Origin of the sequence: Magnetospirillum sp. WYHS-4 (genome assembly GCA_039908345.1) — a bacterium.
Classification (GTDB): Bacteria; Pseudomonadota; Alphaproteobacteria; order Rhodospirillales; family GLO-3; genus JAMOBD01.
The window spans coordinates 1-18,773 of the sequence record JAMOBD010000020.1 but is presented as its reverse complement, the minus strand read 5'-3'; the positions used below and the strand labels follow the sequence as shown (position 1 = coordinate 18,773).

Annotated in this window: 23 protein-coding genes; 12 read left to right on the top strand and 11 right to left on the bottom strand. The window is 66.7% G+C overall.

What is annotated here, in order from left to right:
• Positions 1-64 precede the first annotated feature (64 nt).
• Positions 65-583 carry a hypothetical protein gene (locus H7841_07845; GenBank protein ID MEO5336789.1) on the top strand — a complete coding sequence of 173 codons (519 nt, stop codon included), beginning with the start codon at positions 65-67 and terminating at the stop codon, positions 581-583.
• Between the two features lie 223 nt (positions 584-806).
• Here the strand turns inward: H7841_07845 and H7841_07840 are convergent, their stop codons facing one another.
• Positions 807-1,184: a peptidoglycan-binding protein gene (locus H7841_07840; GenBank protein MEO5336788.1), complete on the bottom strand. Its 378-nt coding sequence runs from the start codon at positions 1,182-1,184 to the stop codon at positions 807-809.
• Between the two features lie 280 nt (positions 1,185-1,464).
• On the opposite strand from H7841_07840, the gene H7841_07835 reads away from it, so the two are divergent.
• Together H7841_07835 and H7841_07830 are read left to right on the top strand one after the other, a co-directional pair.
• Positions 1,465-2,055 (top strand): hypothetical protein, encoded by a 591-nt coding sequence (locus tag H7841_07835; GenBank protein ID MEO5336787.1) that lies wholly within the window; start codon positions 1,465-1,467, stop codon positions 2,053-2,055.
• Positions 2,052-3,167 (top strand): alpha/beta hydrolase, encoded by a 1,116-nt coding sequence (locus tag H7841_07830; GenBank protein MEO5336786.1) that lies wholly within the window; start codon positions 2,052-2,054, stop codon positions 3,165-3,167. Before H7841_07835 ends, H7841_07830 begins: the two co-directional genes overlap by 4 nt.
• Here H7841_07830 and H7841_07825 read toward each other — a convergent pair.
• The 3 genes from H7841_07825 to H7841_07815 are packed head-to-tail and all read right to left on the bottom strand — an operon-like array spanning position 3,150 to position 6,016.
• Positions 3,150-3,482: a hypothetical protein gene (locus tag H7841_07825; GenBank protein ID MEO5336785.1), complete on the bottom strand. Its 333-nt coding sequence runs from the start codon at positions 3,480-3,482 to the stop codon at positions 3,150-3,152. The genes H7841_07830 and H7841_07825 overlap by 18 nt on opposite strands.
• Positions 3,483-3,488: 6 nt before the next feature.
• Positions 3,489-5,468, bottom strand: coding sequence for a methyl-accepting chemotaxis protein (locus H7841_07820; GenBank protein MEO5336784.1), 1,980 nt, complete (start codon positions 5,466-5,468; stop codon positions 3,489-3,491).
• A gap of 14 nt (positions 5,469-5,482) precedes the next feature.
• Positions 5,483-6,016 carry a hypothetical protein gene (locus H7841_07815; protein ID MEO5336783.1) on the bottom strand — a complete coding sequence of 178 codons (534 nt, stop codon included), beginning with the start codon at positions 6,014-6,016 and terminating at the stop codon, positions 5,483-5,485.
• Between the two features lie 326 nt (positions 6,017-6,342).
• Between H7841_07815 and ndk the strand changes: the two genes are divergently transcribed.
• The gene (ndk, locus tag H7841_07810) at positions 6,343-6,765 is read left to right on the top strand and encodes a nucleoside-diphosphate kinase (protein MEO5336782.1); all 423 of its coding nucleotides are present in this window, start codon (positions 6,343-6,345) and stop codon (positions 6,763-6,765) included.
• A 112-nt stretch (positions 6,766-6,877) separates the two neighbouring features.
• On the opposite strand, the gene purN is transcribed toward ndk, so the two are convergent.
• Together purN and purM are read right to left on the bottom strand one after the other, a co-directional pair.
• Complete coding sequence (purN, locus tag H7841_07805; protein ID MEO5336781.1) at positions 6,878-7,540, bottom strand: phosphoribosylglycinamide formyltransferase; 663 nt, start codon at positions 7,538-7,540, stop codon at positions 6,878-6,880.
• Positions 7,528-8,595 (bottom strand): phosphoribosylformylglycinamidine cyclo-ligase, encoded by a 1,068-nt coding sequence (gene purM, locus H7841_07800; GenBank protein ID MEO5336780.1) that lies wholly within the window; start codon positions 8,593-8,595, stop codon positions 7,528-7,530. The genes purN and purM overlap by 13 nt, the downstream gene beginning before the upstream one ends.
• 79 nt (positions 8,596-8,674) lie before the next feature.
• Here purM and H7841_07795 point away from each other — a divergent pair, with 79 nt between their 5' ends.
• The 4 genes from H7841_07795 to H7841_07780 are packed head-to-tail and all read left to right on the top strand — an operon-like array spanning position 8,675 to position 12,157.
• Positions 8,675-9,814 carry a DUF2066 domain-containing protein gene (locus H7841_07795; protein MEO5336779.1) on the top strand — a complete coding sequence of 380 codons (1,140 nt, stop codon included), beginning with the start codon at positions 8,675-8,677 and terminating at the stop codon, positions 9,812-9,814.
• On the top strand, positions 9,811-10,362 hold the full coding sequence (locus H7841_07790; protein MEO5336778.1) for a CDP-alcohol phosphatidyltransferase family protein: 552 nt from the start codon (positions 9,811-9,813) through the stop codon (positions 10,360-10,362). The genes H7841_07795 and H7841_07790 overlap by 4 nt, the downstream gene beginning before the upstream one ends.
• Positions 10,359-11,432, top strand: a complete 1,074-nt coding sequence (locus H7841_07785) for an AI-2E family transporter (GenBank protein ID MEO5336777.1) — start codon at positions 10,359-10,361, stop codon at positions 11,430-11,432. Before H7841_07790 ends, H7841_07785 begins: the two co-directional genes overlap by 4 nt.
• Positions 11,429-12,157, top strand: a complete 729-nt coding sequence (locus H7841_07780) for a DnaA/Hda family protein (GenBank protein ID MEO5336776.1) — start codon at positions 11,429-11,431, stop codon at positions 12,155-12,157. Before H7841_07785 ends, H7841_07780 begins: the two co-directional genes overlap by 4 nt.
• 58 nt (positions 12,158-12,215) lie before the next feature.
• Here the strand turns inward: H7841_07780 and H7841_07775 are convergent, their stop codons facing one another.
• The gene (locus H7841_07775) at positions 12,216-12,431 is read right to left on the bottom strand and encodes a hypothetical protein (GenBank protein MEO5336775.1); all 216 of its coding nucleotides are present in this window, start codon (positions 12,429-12,431) and stop codon (positions 12,216-12,218) included.
• A 119-nt stretch (positions 12,432-12,550) separates the two neighbouring features.
• Here H7841_07775 and H7841_07770 point away from each other — a divergent pair, with 119 nt between their 5' ends.
• Complete coding sequence (locus H7841_07770) at positions 12,551-12,898, top strand: hypothetical protein (GenBank protein ID MEO5336774.1); 348 nt, start codon at positions 12,551-12,553, stop codon at positions 12,896-12,898.
• Between the two features lie 69 nt (positions 12,899-12,967).
• Positions 12,968-13,393 (top strand): hemerythrin family protein, encoded by a 426-nt coding sequence (locus tag H7841_07765; protein ID MEO5336773.1) that lies wholly within the window; start codon positions 12,968-12,970, stop codon positions 13,391-13,393.
• Position 13,394: 1 nt separating this feature from the next.
• Here H7841_07765 and H7841_07760 read toward each other — a convergent pair whose 3' ends face one another.
• The gene (locus H7841_07760; protein MEO5336772.1) at positions 13,395-13,916 is read right to left on the bottom strand and encodes a histidine phosphatase family protein; all 522 of its coding nucleotides are present in this window, start codon (positions 13,914-13,916) and stop codon (positions 13,395-13,397) included.
• Positions 13,917-14,049: 133 nt separating this feature from the next.
• On the opposite strand from H7841_07760, the gene H7841_07755 reads away from it, so the two are divergent.
• Positions 14,050-15,573 (top strand): Ppx/GppA family phosphatase, encoded by a 1,524-nt coding sequence (locus H7841_07755; GenBank protein MEO5336771.1) that lies wholly within the window; start codon positions 14,050-14,052, stop codon positions 15,571-15,573.
• A gap of 91 nt (positions 15,574-15,664) precedes the next feature.
• Positions 15,665-16,690, top strand: a complete 1,026-nt coding sequence (locus H7841_07750) for a response regulator (GenBank protein MEO5336770.1) — start codon at positions 15,665-15,667, stop codon at positions 16,688-16,690.
• Here H7841_07750 and rnd read toward each other — a convergent pair.
• From rnd to H7841_07735, 3 genes are all read right to left on the bottom strand, one after another.
• Positions 16,660-17,844: a ribonuclease D gene (gene rnd / locus H7841_07745; protein ID MEO5336769.1), complete on the bottom strand. Its 1,185-nt coding sequence runs from the start codon at positions 17,842-17,844 to the stop codon at positions 16,660-16,662. The genes H7841_07750 and rnd overlap by 31 nt on opposite strands.
• A 38-nt stretch (positions 17,845-17,882) precedes the next feature.
• On the bottom strand, positions 17,883-18,188 hold the full coding sequence (locus H7841_07740) for an STAS domain-containing protein (protein MEO5336768.1): 306 nt from the start codon (positions 18,186-18,188) through the stop codon (positions 17,883-17,885).
• 73 nt (positions 18,189-18,261) lie between these two features.
• Positions 18,262-18,573 carry an STAS domain-containing protein gene (locus tag H7841_07735; protein MEO5336767.1) on the bottom strand — a complete coding sequence of 104 codons (312 nt, stop codon included), beginning with the start codon at positions 18,571-18,573 and terminating at the stop codon, positions 18,262-18,264.
• Positions 18,574-18,773: the final 200 nt, after the last annotated feature.

The following is an 18,773-nucleotide window of genomic DNA, read 5'->3' as shown; positions in this document are numbered from 1 at the left end:
TCCGGGACTCTGGCTGCATTCCATGCTTGTCCAGTATATCTGGATACAGGATAATTCCGCGATCATGAGGCGCCATCCGGGAATCCTTCTTGTCGCCGCGGGGCTGATCGCCCTGGCCGCCGACGCCTGGGCGGGCGGGAAGGACGAAGGCGAAATCCGCAGCATCACGGCGACCACCGCCACCTCCGACTGCATCGGCGATCCCCGGACGCCCGTCTGCGCCGTGGAGACCCTGCTGGCCTGTCTGGCGCGGTCGTCTCCCGACCTTTGCACGATGGTCGGCGAGGACGTGCCGCGAACCCACAAAGAACCGGAAGGCATGAGATACCGGATCGAGAGATCCTGCTATTTCCGTCCAGGAATCCCTCCTGGTGGAAACGATCTTCACGCCGATGTCGCCGTTCGGGTTTTCGGTGAAGGTGATGCCGCCGAGCATCTCTATTACCATACGGCTCGAGCAACCCGGAATGGCTGGATCGTCAATTTCAGGGGCATCGAGGGGGAGGTCGGTCCCGTCAGGATGACGTGTACGCCGGCCCCTCCCCCTTTCGGCATCCCCCTACCTTCTACGCAGGATCGATGACGGGTCCTTGAAGGAACCGTTCTTCCATACGTCGACATGAACGTGGTTGGTCATGCGGCCCCCGTTCTTTGGCGGATAGCCCTTTGCCAAGTCCTGGGCGGTACCGATGGGTGTTCCCATTTCGACCCGAGCCCCGCTTCGAACATGCGGGTTAACGTACATGACCCGGACACGGTGGCCATCGTCGGCGCGAATGGTCACGGCTTGATAGAGCCCTCGTAACTTAGGCTTGTTTCCGTAGGGATCGAAGGGCGCCCCGTTCGTGGGCGGAAACCTGTACGGCATGGCCGGCCCGACTCTGGCTGTAGGCCTGGACATGCACGGTGCCGGGGCCACCGGCCCCGCCCGCGGCCTCCTGGCGGTCCAGGCTGGCCGCTATGGCCCGATGTTCCGGGCCATTGGGACGCATGACGCCGGTGGGCGGTAATCCCAGCCGGCGCTGCACCGCCTCGATGCCGTCGAACATGGCGCCGTCGGGCAGGTCCGTCAGGCCGTAGGGCGGAATGGGATAGAAACCGAGGCGATTGAGAGCGCGCTTGATTTCCAGGGTATCGGCCGCGTTCACGTTGTAGCTGGGGCCGACGGTCTTCGAGAGCTTCATGACTTTTCTCCAGGCATGAAAAAGCCGCCCACCTTGCGGCGGACGGCCAAAACGGAAAAGCCGCCGGTGGGTGCCGGCGGCATAGGGTCGGTGACACACTCCGGGCGGCCACCGACCGCATTTCTAGATCACATAGGCATCGCAGTCAATATTATCACTAGTTGACAGTACACATAGCGAACTTATTCAAGCCCCGCCGGGGCGGTCATATCGTCTGTCAGCGACAGACCGGACAAGGGAGTCTTGCAGGCGTCATGCGCCGGGCGCATTATCGGGCACCATGAGAAAGCACATCCTCCTGTTCGTCGCCGCGCTGATAGCCGGGCCCGTGCTTACGGCCTGCCAGACCCCGCCGACGCAACGCTTCCCCGAGATCTCCTTCGCCAATCTCCATCCGATCAATCTGGAGGTGGCGAGCGTCAAGGTCGCTTCCCGATTCCAGCCGACCTTCCAGGCGCCGAACGTGGAACACCAGTTCCCCATCCAGCCCCAGGCGGCCCTGCAGCGCTGGGCCCAGGATCGCCTGAAGTCCATGCCGGGCGGCCGGGACGGCGCCACCTTCACCATCGTCGACGCTTCGGTGAAGGAAGTGCAGTTGGAAACGGACAAGGATCTCAAGGCCAAATTCACCAAGGAACAGTCGCAACGCTACGAATTGCGCCTGGAAGCCATCGTCGAGGTCTTCGACGGCCGGGGTCTGAGCGCCGGCCATGCCCAGGCTGCGGTCGTCCGCACCAAGACCGTGCGCGAGGACTCCTCGCTGAACGACCGCGAGAAGGTCTGGTACGAGATGACCGAGGCGGCGATGAACGATTTCAACGCCGAGATGGAAAAGAACATCCGCCAGTATCTGCGCACCTGGGCAAGGTGAAGGGTGCCTGGCTTTTCCGGATCGGGGCGGCGGCGGTGGTCGCCGCCCTGTTCATGTGGTGGACCGGCCAGCCGGGCCGTCTGATCGAGGCGGGGCTGGTGCTGCTGGACGTCCGCGCCGGACGCGATGGCGCCAGCCCGTTGCGCGAGCAGGTTCCCCAGCCCCGCCGCCTTGTTCTGCCCGGCGGCGATCTCTACGAGCCGGGCCAAGGGGCGCGGGCCGGTGTCGTCCTGGTGCCCGGTGCGACACCGGCCGGCAAGGATGATCGGGCCGTGGTCGCCTTCGCCCAAAGCCTGGCCCGCGCCCGCTTCCGCGTCCTGGTGCCCGAGATTCCCGGCCTGCGCGGCCTCAGGCTGGGCAGCGCCGACAGCGAACCCATCGCCGCCGCCCTCGTCGAACTGTCGGCGCGGCAGGAACCCCGCCAACCCCTGGGGCTGGTGGCTGTCTCCTACGCTGCCGGCCCCGCCATGGTGGCACTGGCGGGCCCCGGCGCGGCGGAACGGGTCGATTTCGCGGTGCTGGTGGGCGGCTACCACGACATCGAAACCCTGCTGACCTACGTGACCACCGGCCATTTCCGCGACCGTCCCGGCGAGCCGTGGCAACGGCGGGAACCGCTCGCTCCCGGCAAGTGGGTCTTCCTGCAATCCTACGCGGAACGGCTGGACTCGCCCGGCGACCGGGCCCTGCTGTCCGAAATGGCGTGGCGCCGCCTGGCAGACCGCGATGCCGATATCGCCGCCCTGGAAGCCGGCCTTGGCCCGGAGGGCCAAGCGGTCGCCAGCCTGTTGGAAAACCGTGATCCCGAGAAGGTTCCCGCCCTGCTGGCCGCCCTGCCATCGGCGATCAAGGAGGAACTGGCGCGCCTCGATCCCAAACGCCTGCCGCTGGGGGCGCTCAAGGCCCGCTTCGTGCTGATCCACGGCCGGGGCGATCCCTTCATCCCGGAAAGCGAGAGCCGCGCTTTCGCCCGCGCCCTCTTTCCCGGCCAGGCCAGCCTTTACCTGGCGAACGGGCTGGAGCACGTGGTGCCCCGCCCGGCCGGCCCGGGGGATCTGGTCACCCTGCTGCGGGCCACCGACCGGATTCTACAGCTACGCGACGGGCGGTGAACGGCGGGGCCGCTGGGCGGTGAGCCAGACGGCCAGAGCCACCGCGCCCGCCAGGTAGCCCCAGATGCCAAGGAAATCGATGCCGGCCAGCATCCCGCCCAGGGACAGCGCGGGGAAGATGACCACGTTGGCCAAGGGAAAGAAGGCCTGGATGGCGAAGAAGACCATTCCGCCCTGGATGCCGAATCCCACCGACCAGAAGCGCGGCCAATGGAAATACCCGGCCCCCGAGGCATGGAACCCGTACCCGGCCACCAGGGCGGCCAAAAGGATCAGCAACCACTTGTGACGGGCGAGGGGGGGCGGTGCGGTCATGGGTCCTCAGGCGGTCTTGCGGGCGCGCTTTTGCACCAAGTCTTCCACCTGTTGCACCTGATCGTCGGAGAAGTCCAGGTCGATGTGGGTGGAGAATTCGGTCACCGCGATCACCGTGCCGGCGATGCGCCCCAGGCCGGGGATGTCCAGTTCCATCGGCTCGCCGCGGCGGGCGCCTTCCAGGCGGCGGTCGATGATCGCCGCGCCGGCCAACGCCAGGTCGTGCAGCAGGCAGGGCCGGTTCTCCGCCTGGAAGGTGACCGTCGAGGCCAGGTTCACCGTATGGCGGTGGCTCATGCGGTCGTCGGAACTGACCCGGATGATGTCGGTCACCGAATCGCGCATTTGCTCGATGCGGCTGCGCACGGTGGCGGACGACGCCTTGACGTTTTGGGACCGCCGCCCGGTCTCCACGGTGTTGCGGGCCACGTCCGCGATGTTGGACGAAGATCGCTGCGTCCCGTCGGACGCCTGGCGGGCGTTTTCCGCGATCTCGCGGGTTACGTGGGCCTGCTCGTCCACGGCGATGGCAATCGTCGAGGTGGCGGCGTCGATGCGCTCGATGGTGTGGCCGATGCTTTCGATGGCTCCGACGGCGGCCTGCGTCGCTTGTTGGACTGCGGCGATCTGGCTGCCGATTTCCTCAGTGGCCCTGGCCGTCTGGTTGGCCAGGTTCTTTACCTCGGAGGCCACCACGGCGAAGCCCTTGCCGGCCTCGCCGGCGCGGGCCGCCTCGATGGTGGCGTTGAGCGCCAGCAGGTTGGTCTGCTCGGCAATGTCCGAGATCAGTTCGACCACCTCGCCGATCTTCGAGGCCGCCTGGGCGAGGCCGCCCACCATCTCGTTGGCCTTTCTGGCCTCCAGGCTGGCTTCCGAGGCCACTTGGCGGGACTCGGCGACCTGGCTGGTGATCTGGCCCACCTTGGCCGAAAGGGCCTGGGCGGCATCCGCCACCGCATGGACGTTGCCGCTGGCCGCTTCCGAGGCCTGGGCGGCTCCCTGGGAGGCCCGCTCCACGTCGGCCACGGCGCGCCCCATCTCGTCGGACAGCTTCTGGAGGCTCTCGGCTTCCTGGATGACTACCGAGATGACACCCTGGACCTCTTCCTCCATGGCGCTGGTCAGGGCCAGCACCTCGCTTTGCAGTTTGCGCTGGCTGCGCCGGGCCGAAGCTTCCTGTTCCTGGGTCATGCTCTTGACCCTGAGGGCGTTGCCCTTGAAGACCTGGACCGCCTTGGCCATCTCGCCCAGTTCATCCCGCCGCTCCAGGGCGCAGATATCCACGTCGTTGTTGCCGGTGGCCAGCAGGTTCATGCACTCGGTCATGCGGGCCAGCGGCCGCCCGAGCCTCACCACCGAGAACCAAGCCATCAACGCCACCAACCCGCCCAACACCAGGGACACCACCACCGTGGTCCCGCTGCTCAGGGCGGAAACGGCGTTCACCGTCCCGGTCACCGCCGACGAGGAGGAAGCGCGCGACTTTTCGTACTCCTCCATCAACACCGCCAGGGCGGCGAGGGTCGGGCCGTTGTCGACCTTGATTTCCAAGTCGATGATGCCGGCGGGCTTTTCCGAAGCCCAGAGGCGTTCCGCCTTGACGATGGCGTCGGCATAGGATTCCAACATGCCGCCCAGCGTCTTGAGCGCTTCCTCCTCGCGCGGATTGACACCGGCTTGGCGGTAGGCAGCCAACACCACCGCCACCTCGCGGAACTTGGCGTGCACCCGGGGGATCGACCAGCGCTCCGCCCGCAGCACGTAGTCCTTGAATTCGTGGATCATGCCGCCGAAGCCGATGGCCTCGTATAGATTCCTGAGCAGGAAGACCTTGCGGCCCGGGCCCTGGTCGAATTCGTCCCAGGTCTTGCCGATGCCGCCCACCTGCTTGGTCACCATCAGGGAACTGCCGGCGACCGCCGCCGCCACCACCGCCAGCAGGATGGAAAACGCGATGCCCAAGGTCCGGATGCGCATGCCGCCCATGTCCCGTCCCTCCCTTATTTCACGCCAAGCTCGGCCATGATGGCCGCCAGCCTCTCGTCCGCCTGCAGGATCAGGCCGTAGGTCTCGGCCTCGCCTCCTTTGGCGTCCTCGAAACGCGGGTAGTACTGGCCGATCACCCGGACGGGGTCGTTCTTGACCACCTGCAGGATCAGGGCATCAAGCAGGAATCCGGAGTCCAGATAGGCCGCCGCCAGGGTTCCGTCGGGTGCGATGTCCGGACGATGGGTCGGTGCCGGATCGACCTTGTGCTTGGTGCTCAGCTTGTCCAGCTTGCGCCGGAAGGCCGCGATGGCCTCGTTCACGTCGGCCGCCGTCCTTCCGGCTCCCGCCGCCGGTTTGACCGCCTTCAGCTTGTCGAGCCATTCGTCGTCCAGGGCCACCTTCTCGGCCACGGACATCAGGACCAGGTTGATCCGCTGCCAAGTGGTGGTGACGTGGCCCCAGCGCAACTCGACATCATAGGCCAAGGCCGGGTCGGCCGTGCAGAGCAGGGCCAGAACCGCCAACAGCCGACGCAGTGACTGCATCGCCGTCTTCCTCCCGATCCCGAATGGGGCGCCGATGGCCGGCGCCTCCCTGTATATCGGTCCGGATTTCCGCCCCCACGGATTTCCAGCCGAAGCCATGATAGCGACGGATGGAAGAAAACGTCAATAAACTCACAGTGTAGTTTGTTAAATTCCAGAAAGATTTCGCCGCGTGGGCATCCAATCGGCTGGTGCGACAGGGCCGGTCTGCGAATTCCCTCCCGCTTGCCAAGGGGGGAACGAGGGTGTATACCGCGCCCCTCGCCCGAGGGGGCCGCTTGCGGCACGAAGGGCGACCGAGGGGACTGAAAAGGGTTTCGAAAAGCATGGCTATCGAACGCACTCTGTCGATCATCAAGCCGGACGCCACCGCCCGCAACATCACGGGCAAGATCAACGCCTTCTTCGAGGAGGCGGGGCTCCGCATCGTGGCCCAGAAGCGCCTGCGCCTGACCCGCGCCCAGGCCGAGGGCTTCTATGCGGTTCACAAGGAACGCTCGTTCTTCGGCGAACTCTGCGACTACATGTGCTCGGGACCGGTGGTGGTCCAGGCGCTGGAAGGCGAGAACGCCATCCTGCGCAACCGCGAGATCATGGGGGCCACCAACCCGGCCAACGCCGCGGAAGGCACCATCCGCAAGGCCTTCGGCCTAAACGTCCAGGAGAACTCGGTGCACGGCTCCGACTCTCCCGAGAACGCGGCCAAGGAAATCGCCTACTTCTTCAGCGCCACCGAAGTGGTCGGCTGAAGCTTGCGGTTCGAGAACGACGAACGGCCCCATCTCCGCGAGGAGTTGGGGCCGTTTGCGTCCACGGACTGCCGCGGTACGGATTTCCGATTCTTGCTGAACCTGAATCCGGTTATCCTGCCGCCGGATTGACCAACGCCCCCCGCGCCGGCCCGGCGCCTTCGATGACGACCCGTTCGTCGATCACCCGGCAGCGGCCCTCGGCGATCAGACGGACGGCCAAGGGGTAGATGACGTGTTCCTGCTCCAGGATGCGTTCCGCCAGGCGGTCGGCGTCGTCATCCTGGTGGATGGGCACCACCGCTTGGACAAGAATGGGACCCGCGTCCATGGCCGGGCGAACGTAATGCACCGTGCAGCCGGAGAAGCGCACCCCGGCCCGGAGGGCGGCTTCCTGGACGTGCAGGCCCTTGAAGGCCGGCAGCAGGGACGGGTGGATGTTGATCAGGCGATCATGCCAGCCGTTCACGAAGCCGTCGGTCAGCAGCCGCATGAAGCCGGCCATGCAGATCAAACCGGCACCCGACGATTCCAGGCGGGCGTTCATCGCCGCCTCGAAGCTTGTCCGGTCCGGGTAGTCCTTGTGGCTTACCACGGTGGTGGGGATGCCGGCCTTGGCCGCGCGTTCCAGGGCGAAGACGCCGGGGATGTTGGCCAGAACCAGGACGATCTCAGCCGGGTAGGCGGGATCGGCGCAGGCGTCGATCAGGGCCTGCAGGTTGCTGCCGCGCCCGGAAACCAGCACGGCCACCTTGAGTTTGGCTAGAGGTGCCACTGTTCGTCCAGGCCTTCGACCACCACCCGGGCGCCGTCGGTTTCCTCCTGGCGGACGATGCGGCCGACGGCGGCGCAGGTTTCGCCGGATTCGCGGAACAGGGTCTCCAGGGCCCGGGCGCGGGCCGGATCGACCGCCACCACCATGCCGATGCCGCAATTGAAGGTGCGTTCCATCTCGGACGGCGGAATGCCGCCGGCGCGGGCCAGCCAGCGGAAGACCTGCGGCACCTGCCAGCGGCTGGCGTCCAGAGTTACGGCGAGACCCGCCGGGATGACGCGGGGGATGTTTTCCACCAGCCCGCCCCCCGTGATGTGGGCCAGTGCCCTGACGCCGCCTGCCTTCATGGCGGCCAGGCAGGGCTTGACGTAGATGCGGGTGGGGGCCAGCAAGGCTTCGGCCAGGCTGCGCCCGGGCATGAAGGGCGCTTCGCGGCCGTAATCGAGGCCGGTTACCTCGACGACCTTGCGGGCCAGGGAATAGCCGTTGGAATGCAGGCCGCTGGATGCCAGTCCCAGCAGGATGTCGCCTTCCTGGACCCGGGTGCCGGTCAACACCGCCTCGCGTTCCACCGCGCCGACGGCAAAGCCGGCCAGATCGTAGTCGTCGCCTTCGTACATGCCCGGCATCTCGGCGGTCTCGCCGCCGATCAGGGCGCAGCCTGCCTGGCGGCAGCCTTCGGCGATGCCGGCGACTATGTCGCGTCCGGCGGCCACTTCCAGCCGGCCGGTGGCGTAGTAGTCGAGGAAGAACAGCGGCTCCGCGCCCTGAACCACCAAGTCGTTGACGCACATGGCCACCAGATCGATGCCCACCGTGTCGTGCTTCCGGGCGGCGATGGCGACCCGAAGCTTGGTGCCGACACCATCGGTGCCCGCCACCAGAATGGGGTCCTTGAATCCGGCCGCTCTCAGGTCGAACAAAGCGCCGAATCCGCCCAGGCCGCCCATGGTGCCCTTGCGGTCCGTCGACCGGGCCAGCGGCTTGATCGCCTCGACCAGCGAATTGCCGGCGTCGATGTCGACCCCCGCATCCTTGTAGCTGAGCTTGCTAATCTCTTTTCCCTCCCGCCGAACGTGCTACAGTGGGCACGCTTTCGAGGGGGAAACAATACCCGATCCGGATCGCATTGCAATGACCCATCGCCGCTGTTTCGCTGGCCTTTTCCTGGTTGCCGGCCTGTTGTCGTTCGCCGCCGCCGCCCTCGCCAATCCATACGAGGTCAAGGACGTGCGGGTCGACGAAACCGCCGATACCGCCGCCAAAGCGCGCGAAAAGGCCCACGCCGCCGCCGAGACCCTCGCCTTCACGAAACTGATTCACCGTCTGGTGCTGGCCGAGGACCATGCCAAGATCCCGCCGCCTTCGCGGGCCGAACTGGCGGCCTTGGTCAGCGACTTCGGGGTGACCGAGGAAAAGGCCTCGTCGGTGCGCTACATCGGCCGCCTGGTCTTTCGCTTCAAGACGGAAGCGGTACGCAAGCTGCTGCGCGACAAGGGGGTCGGTTTCGCCGAAACCGAAAGCAAGCCTCTGGTCGTCGTGCCCCTGTTCCAGGGCCAGGGGCCCCTGACGCTGTGGGAGGCCCCCAATCCCTGGAAGGCTGCCTGGCAGGCCATGCCCAGCCACGACGGCCTGGTGCCGCTGGTCGTTCCGCTCGGCGATCTGGCCGATGTCGCGACGGTTTCCGTCGAACGGGCCAACAAGGGCGAGGCGCAGGCCCTGATGACCCTGGCCCAGCGCTACGAGGCGGCCGGCGCCCTGGTGCCGCGCGCCGTCTTGCGTACCGACGCCCGCAAGGGCGTGCCGGTGGTCGAAATCGCCGTCTCGCGCTTCGGGCCGGGCGGGCTGGTGTCCAGTTCGTCCATCAGCCTGGCCGCCGAAGGCCGGGAGGATGCCGACACCCTGCTACGGCGCGCGGCGTCCGCCCTGGCTGTCCAGGTCCAGGACGAGTGGAAGCGCATCAACGTGCTGCGCTTCGATGCCATGGGCATTACCCCGGCTATGGTTCCGGTCAATGGCCTCAAGGATTGGCTGGAGGTGCGGCGCCGCCTGGAAGGCGTGGCCGTGGTCCGTCAGATCGACGTGATCCAGATGTCGCGGGACTCGGTACGCATCGCCTTGCACCATCTGGGCGACCCCCAGCAACTGGTGACGGCACTGAAGCAGTCCGACCTGTCCCTGGCCCTGGAAGGGGACCAGTGGATGCTGCGGTCGGCCACGGCAGGCATTCCGGTCCTGGGCGGAGGCGGCGGAACCGCCGCGCCGCGACCGTGATCCAGGCCGTTCCCAATCTGATCACGCTGGGCCGGCTGATCGCCGTGCCCATCCTGGTCTGGCTGATCCTGGACGGGCGGCTCGACGTCGCCTTCTGGGTGTTCGTGGGGGCGGGGGTCAGCGATGCGGTGGACGGCTTCATCGCCAAGCGCTTTCACGCCGAGACGGTGATCGGCGGCTTCCTCGACCCCCTGGCCGACAAGGCCCTGCTGGTCTGCGCCTACCTCACCCTGGGCTACACCGGCCACTTGCCGATCTGGCTGGTCATCCTGGTGGTCTTCCGCGACGTGCTGATCGTCGGCGGCGCCATTCTCTACCAGACCCTGACCAACGACCTGAAGGCCGAGCCCCTCAAGGTCAGCAAGGTCAACACCTTCGCCCAGATCGTTCTCGCCGGCTGGGTGCTGGGGGCGGTGGGTCTCGGCTTCGAGGTGACGGCCGTCTCCCGCATCCTGGTCCTCGCCGTGGCGGCGACCACGGCGGTTTCCGGCGCCGCCTATGTCTGGACCTGGGGCTGCCGGGCCATGATGATGGAGGACCCGCCATGACGACTGCCCGCGACGCGTCCGCCCGGGCGTGGTTCTGGCTGGCGGCTTTCCTGGTGGCCGCCGGCTTGATCTACCTGCTGCGCGAAATGTTGATGCCCTTCCTGGCCGGCATGGCGGTGGCCTACTTCCTCGATCCCCTGGCGGATCGGCTGGAGGCCAAGGGCGCCTCGCGCGGCCTCGCGGTGAGCCTGATCCTGGGAGGCTTTTTCATTTCGGTCGGACTGGCTCTGGCCTTGCTGGCGCCGCCCCTGCAGGCTCAGATCGTGCAACTGGCTGCCCGTCTGCCCGACGTGCTGGCGGCGGTACGGGACTGGGCCGCGCCCCTGCTGCAGACCCTCTGGGATCGCCTGAGTCCGGACGAGGTGGCCAAGCTCAAGGGGGCTGCCGAGTCCCACGCCGGCGAGGCGATAACCTGGCTGGGCGGCATCGCCCGCCGCATCCTTAGCGGGGGCTTGGCGGTGTTCAGCATCCTGTCCCTGCTGATCGTCACCCCGGTGGTGTCGTTCTACCTGCTGCGCGACTACGACCGCATCGTGGCTTGGCTGGACGGCACCCTGCCTCGGGACGCGGCGCCGGCCATCCGCGAGCAGGCCGCCGAGATCGACCGCACGGTCGCCGCCTTCGTGCGCGGCCAGGGGTTGATCTGTCTGATCGACGCCGCCTACTACGGCCTCGCCCTGACCTTGGTGGGGCTGGATTTCGGTCTCCTGATCGGCATCGTCACCGGCGCCTTGTCCTTCGTTCCCTTCGTCGGCGGAGCGATCGGCATCCTTGCCGGGCTTGCCGTGGCCTTGTTCCAGGGCGAGGGCGTGGGCTTGATCGTCAAGGTGCTGGCGGTCTTCGCGGTCTGGCAGGGAATCGAGAGCTACATGCTCCAGCCGAAGCTGGTGGGCGAGAAGGTGGGTCTGCATCCGGTCTGGCTGATCTTCTCGATCATGGCTGGCGGGGTCGTCTTCGGGTTCACCGGCGTGCTACTGGCGGTGCCGGTAGCGGCGGCCATCGGCGTCCTGCTGCGCTATTGGCTGGCCCGCTACAAGGCGAGCCGGCTTTACCTGGGGCGGGGCGCTTGAGCAACCAACTGATTCTGGCCTTCGAGCATCGGCCCGCCTTGGGCGGCGAGGATTTCCTGGTCGCCGACGGCAACCGCGATGCCGTGGCTTGGTTGGACCGCTGGCCCGATTGGCCTGCGCCGGCCCTGGTGGTGCACGGCCCAGCCGGCTGCGGCAAGAGCCATCTGGCTCAGGTCTTCCTGGCGCACTGCGGCGGACGGGAGGCGACGGGGGCCGATCTGGCAGCCCTGGAGCCGCAGGCCCTGATCGGCCCGGGCAAGGCCTGCGTGGTCGAGGATGCGGAAGCCCTGCTGGCGCGCGGCCTGCAACGGCCACTGCTGCATCTCTACAACAGCCTGCGCGATTGCGGCGGCCATCTCCTGTTGACGGCAAGGCGTCCGCCGGTTCTCTGGGACATGCCGCTGGCCGATCTGCGTTCGCGGCTGCTGGCGGCGCCGGCGGTGGCCATCGGTGCGCCCGACGACGCGTTGCTGGCGGCGGTGTTGGTCAAGCTGTTCGCCGACCGGCAACTCAAGGTGGAAGCGGGGGTGGTGCCCTTCCTGGCGGCACGCATCGACCGTTCCTTCGCGGCGGCCCGGCGCTGGGTGGCGGCGTTGGACGAGGCGGCTTTGGCCTCGCGGCGGAACATCACGATCCCTTTCGTCCGCCGGATCCTCGCCGCCCAAGGGGAGACAAGCGACCCGGCGGAGTCCAGGATGGCTGTACCCCCAACCAATCCCGACTAATTCCTGGTCCGGAATAGGGGGTGGAGGGCCGTGGCGCTGTGACGGTAGTCACTCGCCTTCAAAGATGGCTGCCGGGAAAGGTTTCGCGGTGACGGACGAAGGCTTCTTCCTGCATCGCCATGCTGCGGCGGCGCTCCCCTTCGTGCAGGCCCAGACGGCTGAGTTCCATCTCCAGGGCCTTGAGGAGGATTTCGGCGATTTCCTTGCGTTTTTCCCCGCAAGCCAGGGTGTGGGCCTCCATGATGTGATCGCTGAGGCGGCGCAGGTTGGTCATGCCAGGGTCTCCCGGTCTTGCGAAGGCTTGGCCGCATCATACGTCGCGGACGGCCGCGAGGAAACCGATTCCATCCGGGCCGCGCTCGGTCTATATGGTTCGGCCGTCAGGAGGTACTCATGCGGACCGTATGCTGTTTCATCGCCGGCGTCATGGCCGACTTCGCGATTCCCGATGATCGTTTCGCCGAATTCTCGCGCCATGTGCCGTACAAGGTTCAGCGCGCCGAGGCCGAATTGCACAAGGCGCGTGCCGTCCTTCTGGCCTTCACCGAACGCGACAGCCGAACTCCGGCCGGACCGGGGGAAATCCTGGCCGCCTGTTTCGTCTGGAACTACTTCAATACCCATCCGGAAGACGAACAACATATCGAAGGCGACATCATCATTGTCGACCTGGACGGCAGTGGGGAGACCATCGAATACGCCGCCATCGGGGATGTGGATGTGGTTCCGACGGCCCGTTGAGCGTCGCTCCCTTGACGTCGGGCGGGTTGCACCCAATCTGAGTTTGGAACCGGCGCTGAGGAGCTTCCGATGGAACACTACGAGAGTCACGAGGTGGATGCCGACCTTCTGATGGGGTCCCTGGAGCGCGACCACGACCGTATCGAGGACTACATCGCCGTCCTCGACCTGGTTCTCGAGGAAGGGGAGCACGACGCCCGGGGCTTCGACGATGCGCTGGCCGTGCTGGCCGACGAACTTCAGATCCATTTCCGTCGCGAGGAAGCCTGGATGCGCCGCGCCGCCTATCCCGGCATGGGCCCCCATTCGGAACAACACGAAATGTTGCTGGAAGCCCTGGGCGACTTCCGGCGCGGTTACCAATCCAATCCATCGCGGCCCAACGCTCTCGTCGTACGCAGCTTCATCGACGACTGGCTGGTCGATCACATGACCCACGCCGACCGGGTCATCGAGGCATTCGTGCGCTGCCGCACGGGACTGGCCGTCGGATAGGTCACTCTTTGTCGAGCGCCTTGGGACGGACGAAATCCTCCAGGTGCAGTCCGCCCTTGGCCAGATCCTTCCATCGGGATGCCTCGCTGGTCAGGACTGCGAGGGCGGCGGTGGGAAATTTTTCGGACAGGGCCTCCAGAAGATCCTTGTCGCCGCTGGCGGCCAAGGCTACCGCAAGATCGTGCAGGCCGGGATTGTGGGCGATCACCAGCACCGACGGAACCGAATCCGGCAAGGCCGCCAGTTCGGTCAGGATGGCCTGCGGATCGGCTAGATAGAGGTTGCGGCGCACCTCCACCGGGACATCCGCGCCCAGCACCGGGTGGACGAGATCCAAGGTCTGACGGGTGCGTTCCGCCGCCGAGCAAAGTACCGTCGCCGGATGCATCCCCCGATTTTCCATATAGTCGCCCATCGCCTTGGCCGCGCGCCGGCCGCGGCCGCTCACGGGGCGATCGAAGTCGGCCAGGGCCGGGTCTTTCCAACTCGATTTGGCGTGGCGCAGCAGGTAAAGGATCTTCACGGAGTCCTCCGGATTACGGAATTGTCGTCTCCCTGCCCGGAGGTGGCGTTGCAAAGTCCCCCTCGCTTGTGGCAGGTTCCCGGCACGAAAGAGCTTATATCGCATGACCGGCCGACGAAAGCATGACGCTTCCATGACGCGCTGCCGCCAGGCAGGAAGGGCCTCCAAGCCCCGCAAGGCCGATGGTGCCTGCGCGGGACGCGTCGGCGTAGTCGATATCGGGTCCAACACGGTACGTCTGGTGGTCTACGACACGCCGACACGGCTGCCCTTTCCCATCTTCAACGAAAAGGCCCAGTGCGAGCTGGGACGTGGGCTGACGGAGACCCGGCGCCTCAATCCCGAGGGCGTGTTCATGGCCATGAAGAGTCTGGCCCGCTTCATCCGCCTGTCGCAGGCCATGGGAGTGGAGCGGCTTGACCTGGTGGCCACCGCCGCGGTGCGCGAGGCCCTGGACGGGCCCGATCTTGTGGCCGAAATCCGACGCCGCTTCGGCCTGCCCGTCGAGGTGTTGAGCGGCGAGGAGGAAGCCAAGCTGGCTGCCGAAGGCGTGCTGAGCGGCGTGCACGGCGCCGATGGCGTGCTGGGCGACCTGGGAGGGGGGAGCCTGGATCTGGTGGAACTCGACCAGGGCGGCTGTGGTCGCCATGCCACCCTGCCCCTGGGGCACCTGCGGCTTTCCGAGGCAGTGTGCGCCAAGGGGAAGGGCCATGACGTAATCGCCCGTCATTTCGCCTCGGTACCGTGGCTGGTAGAGATGAGAAACCGCAGCTTCTATGCGGTCGGCGGGTCCTGGCGGGCCATGGCTCGCATCTTCATCGACCAGATCGGCTATCCGTTGCACGTGATCGACAACTACGCCATCCCGCGCGACGATGCCGCCCGCCTGGTCCGCCTGATCGGAGGGCTGAGCCGGGAGTCGCTGGAAAAGATTCCCGGCGTGCAGCGGCGCCGCGTCTCCACCCTGGTCTGCGCGGCGGCGGTGATGGGGGCCCTGCTGGAAACGGTACGGCCCAAGGACGTGGTCTTTTCCGCCTTCGGCATGCGCGAGGGTAAGCTCTTGCGCGGCCTGCCGCCGGAACTGCAGCACCAGGACCCCTTGATCGCCGCCTGCGAGACCCTGGCGGAGCGTAGCGGCCGCTTCGCCTCGGGCGGCAAGGAGCTTCTGGACTGGAGCGCCCCGCTGTTTCCCGGCGAGGGCGACCTGGGGCGCCGCCTGCGCTATGCCGCCTGCCTGGTCAGCGATATCGGCTGGAGCGAGCATCCCGACTACCGGGCCGAAATCGCCTTCCATCGCGTGCTGCGTCTGCCCTTCGCCGGCCTGTCCCATGCCGATCGGGTGTTCCTCGCCCTGGCCGTGTTCGTGCGCTACAACGGCAGTCCGGACGCCGCCATCGTGGCGCCGGTGCGCCGCCTGCTGGACGATGACCAGTCGGCCCGCTCCCAGGTGCTGGGTTATGCCTTGCGGCTGGCCAGTACGGTCTCGGGCGGGGCGCCGGGCCTGCTGCCCACCTGTCGCCTGGAATTGAACGGCGGCGGCACGCTACGCCTGGTTCTGCCGAGCGATTCCGATGTGTTCATCGGCGAAGCCGTCGACCGGCGCTTCGCCACCTTGGCCCGTGCCATGAACCTGAAGCCGCAAATCGCCGCCACCTGACCTCGCCGCAAGGTGATCTGGGTTACATTCCGCCGGGAGGCTTCGCGGTAGCCTTGATACGCGACCTGTTCAGAACGAACGGAGTTCCGTCATGGCATCCCTCTTCCCGGCCCAGAAGGGCAAGACGACGGCCGCTTTCATCCGAAGTCTCGACCGGACCCGCGCCTTCAACTTCGGAATGTCCCGGCTGAACCTGATCTTCGGCGCCTGCGACGATCCGGCCTGTCGGGCGATCGAAGAACAGTTGCGGTGGCGCGGCTTCTCGCACATCCGCGACATCTCCGCCGCGAACGCCATCGCCAAGGCGCTGGACGAGGCTCTGCCCGACCTGCTGGTCTGCGACGGGGACTTGCCCGGCGGAGACGTCTGCGAACAGATCCGCCGCCTGCGGAACCGGGAATGCGGTCGAAATCCTTTCGCGCTCGTCGTTACCTTGATGCGCAGCCCGACGGCCGATCGTATCCGCGCCGCCATCGACGCCGGTTCGGACGACATCGTCATCCTGCAGAGTCCGGCGGCTTCGCTGGCCGAGCGGATCGCCGGACTGGTCCACAAGCGTAAGCCCTTCGTGGTGACCGACGACTATATCGGCCCGACGCGCCGCGAAGCTCCGCGCGAGGGGAGCGAGATCGTGCCCCTCGTGCATGTACCCAACACGGCCTTCCTGAAGATCGAGAAATCCTGTCCCGATCCGGAGATCGAACGTCTGGTGGATCGGGCCTGCCGCGTGGTCGACGGGCAGAAACTGGAACGCCATGCGGTCCAGGTGACTTGGCGGGTGGCGCGGATCCGCGAACTGGTCGACGGCGCATGGCCGGGTGCCCGGCTGGAGCCTCATCTCGCCCGGCTCGACTTCCTGGCCGGCGATATCGAACGGCGCCTGGAAGCGTCGGCCCAAGGCCATGTGGCCGAGATGTGCCGGTCGCTGGCCCGGGTCTGCGGGCGCCTGCTGGCCGATCTGGCGACTCCCGATCCCAGGGCCATCGATCTGCTGGCGCCCCTGGCCGAAGGCATCGACCGCGCTTTCCGGGTTCGCCCGGGGCAGCGGAAGGCGGCGCAGCGGATCGCGGCGGAAATCGACCTGCGCTACGGCGCGGGCTCGGCGACGGCTTCCTGAGAAGGGATATCGACCGTGTGAATGCCGTCCAGCGATCCGGCCAGGGCGACCTCGCCCGCCCGCAGCCGCAGGGCGTCCCGGCCGAAGACGTCCAGCCGCCAGCCGTGCAGGGTGGGTACCTGGGCCTCGGGGCCGAAGGCGGCGATCATATCCACGTCCGAGGCCGAGGCGACCAGCTTCTGGGCCACATCGAACTCCTCGCACTTCATCTTGAGCAGTACCTTGAGCAGGTCGGACAGTGGGCCGATGCCCCGGGGCAGGAAGGGCTTGTCCTCCGGACGGGGGCATTCCTCCTCGGGGACTTCCCGGCCGCGCCGCACTGCCTCCAGGATGGCGGCACCCTGGGAGCCTTCGGCCAAGCGGGCGCCGAGGCCGCGCGTGCGGGCCAGGTCGGACACGGTGGAAGGGGTGTGGTGGGCGATCTCCAGCAAGGCCTCGTCGCGCAGGACGCGGTTGCGCGGCAGGTCGCGGCGCTGGGCTTCGCGTTCCCGCCAGGCCGCCACCTCGCGCAAGACCGCCAGCATGCGCGGCGACGCGCTACGGGATTTGAGCCGGCGGAAGGACTCCTGGGGATCGACGGCGTAGGTCTCGGGCGCCGTCAGGGTCGCCATTTCCTCGTCCAGCCAGCCGGCGCGGCCATTGCGGTCCAGGCGGCGTTTCAGCTTGTCGTAGACGGTGCGCAAATGGGTTACGTCGGCCAACGCGTAGCCAATCTGCTTGGCGCTCAAGGGTCGGATGGCCCAATCGGTGAAGCGCGAGGATTTGTCGATATGGGCCTTGGCCAGCTTGGCGACCAGGGTGTCGTAGCCGACTTGTTCTCCGAAACCGCAAACCATGGCCGCCACCTGGGTGTCGAAGACCGGCACCGGCAGGCGTCCCATAAGGTGGTAGAAGATTTCGAGGTCCTGGCGGGCGGCGTGGAAGACCTTGAGGACCGACGGGTCGACGAAGATATCGAACAGCGGCGCCAGATCCATCCCCGGCGCCAGGGCGTCGATGGCGATGGCCTCTTCGGGCCCGGCCACCTGCAGGACGCAGAGCTGGGGCCAGAAGGTCTTCTCGCGCATGAACTCGGTATCGACGGTGATGTAGTCGACGCCCTTCAGGCGGGCGCAGAATTCAGCCAGGGGAGCACTTTGGACGATCAGGGTCATGGCCGGGTTCTACACGGAAAGACGCGGAACGGAAAGTATTAGTCGGCCATCGGAAAAAGAAGTTCGAAGCCGGCCGTCTCGAACAATTCCCGGACTTGGCCCTGGGCTCCCCGCAGGATCACCTTGACTTGGCGGGCGAGGGCCTCGTCGCGCAACAGGAGCAGCAGGCCGAGACCCGCCGAATCCATGAACTCGACGGCGCCGAGATCGACGACCAGCCGATGAGGGCGCCGGGCCAGGGCATCGGCCGCCACGACGGCGAACTCGGACCGGTCGGTCACCACGACTTGCCCTTCGATGGACAGGACCGCCGTGCCGTCGGATTCATGGATACGATACTGCATGGGCCCCTCCGGGAACTCCCCAGTTCCACCGGCAGCTTCGCAGAGTCGGCGGAATGGTCAAGGGGGATCTGCGTCAGGCCGAATCGCGGATGTCGAACAGCAGGTTGAAGCGGGCCAGTTCGAGTTGATCCTTGACGTCGCCCCGCGGTTGGGCGAGGGCCACGGCCGCCCCCTTTTCTTCACCCATCTTGAGCAGGATGAGCAGGAATCCCAATCCGGCCGAATCCATGAAATCGAGCCGGGAAAGGTCGACCACCACCTGCTGCGGTCCACTTGCCAACGCCTTCGCGGCGACCTCCTCGAAAGCGGCGCGATCCTGTGCGGTAATCTCGCCCGTCAGGTGGATCGTCGCCGTGGGTCCGTCGATCTGGATATCGATCTTCACCGTCGCCCCCTTCGCGGTTTCTCCGGTCGGGTCATTATGGGGGAAGGACCGCCTTACCGGAAGGGACTTCCGCGATCCGTCCACGAATCCGCCCCCCACCTTCGCCGTCCCCTTCCGCCTCGCCAATCGGTTTTTGTTCCTCATGTTCCATTTTGATGATTGACATATGTTCCGCGATGTTCGACATTGCGCGCCACCAC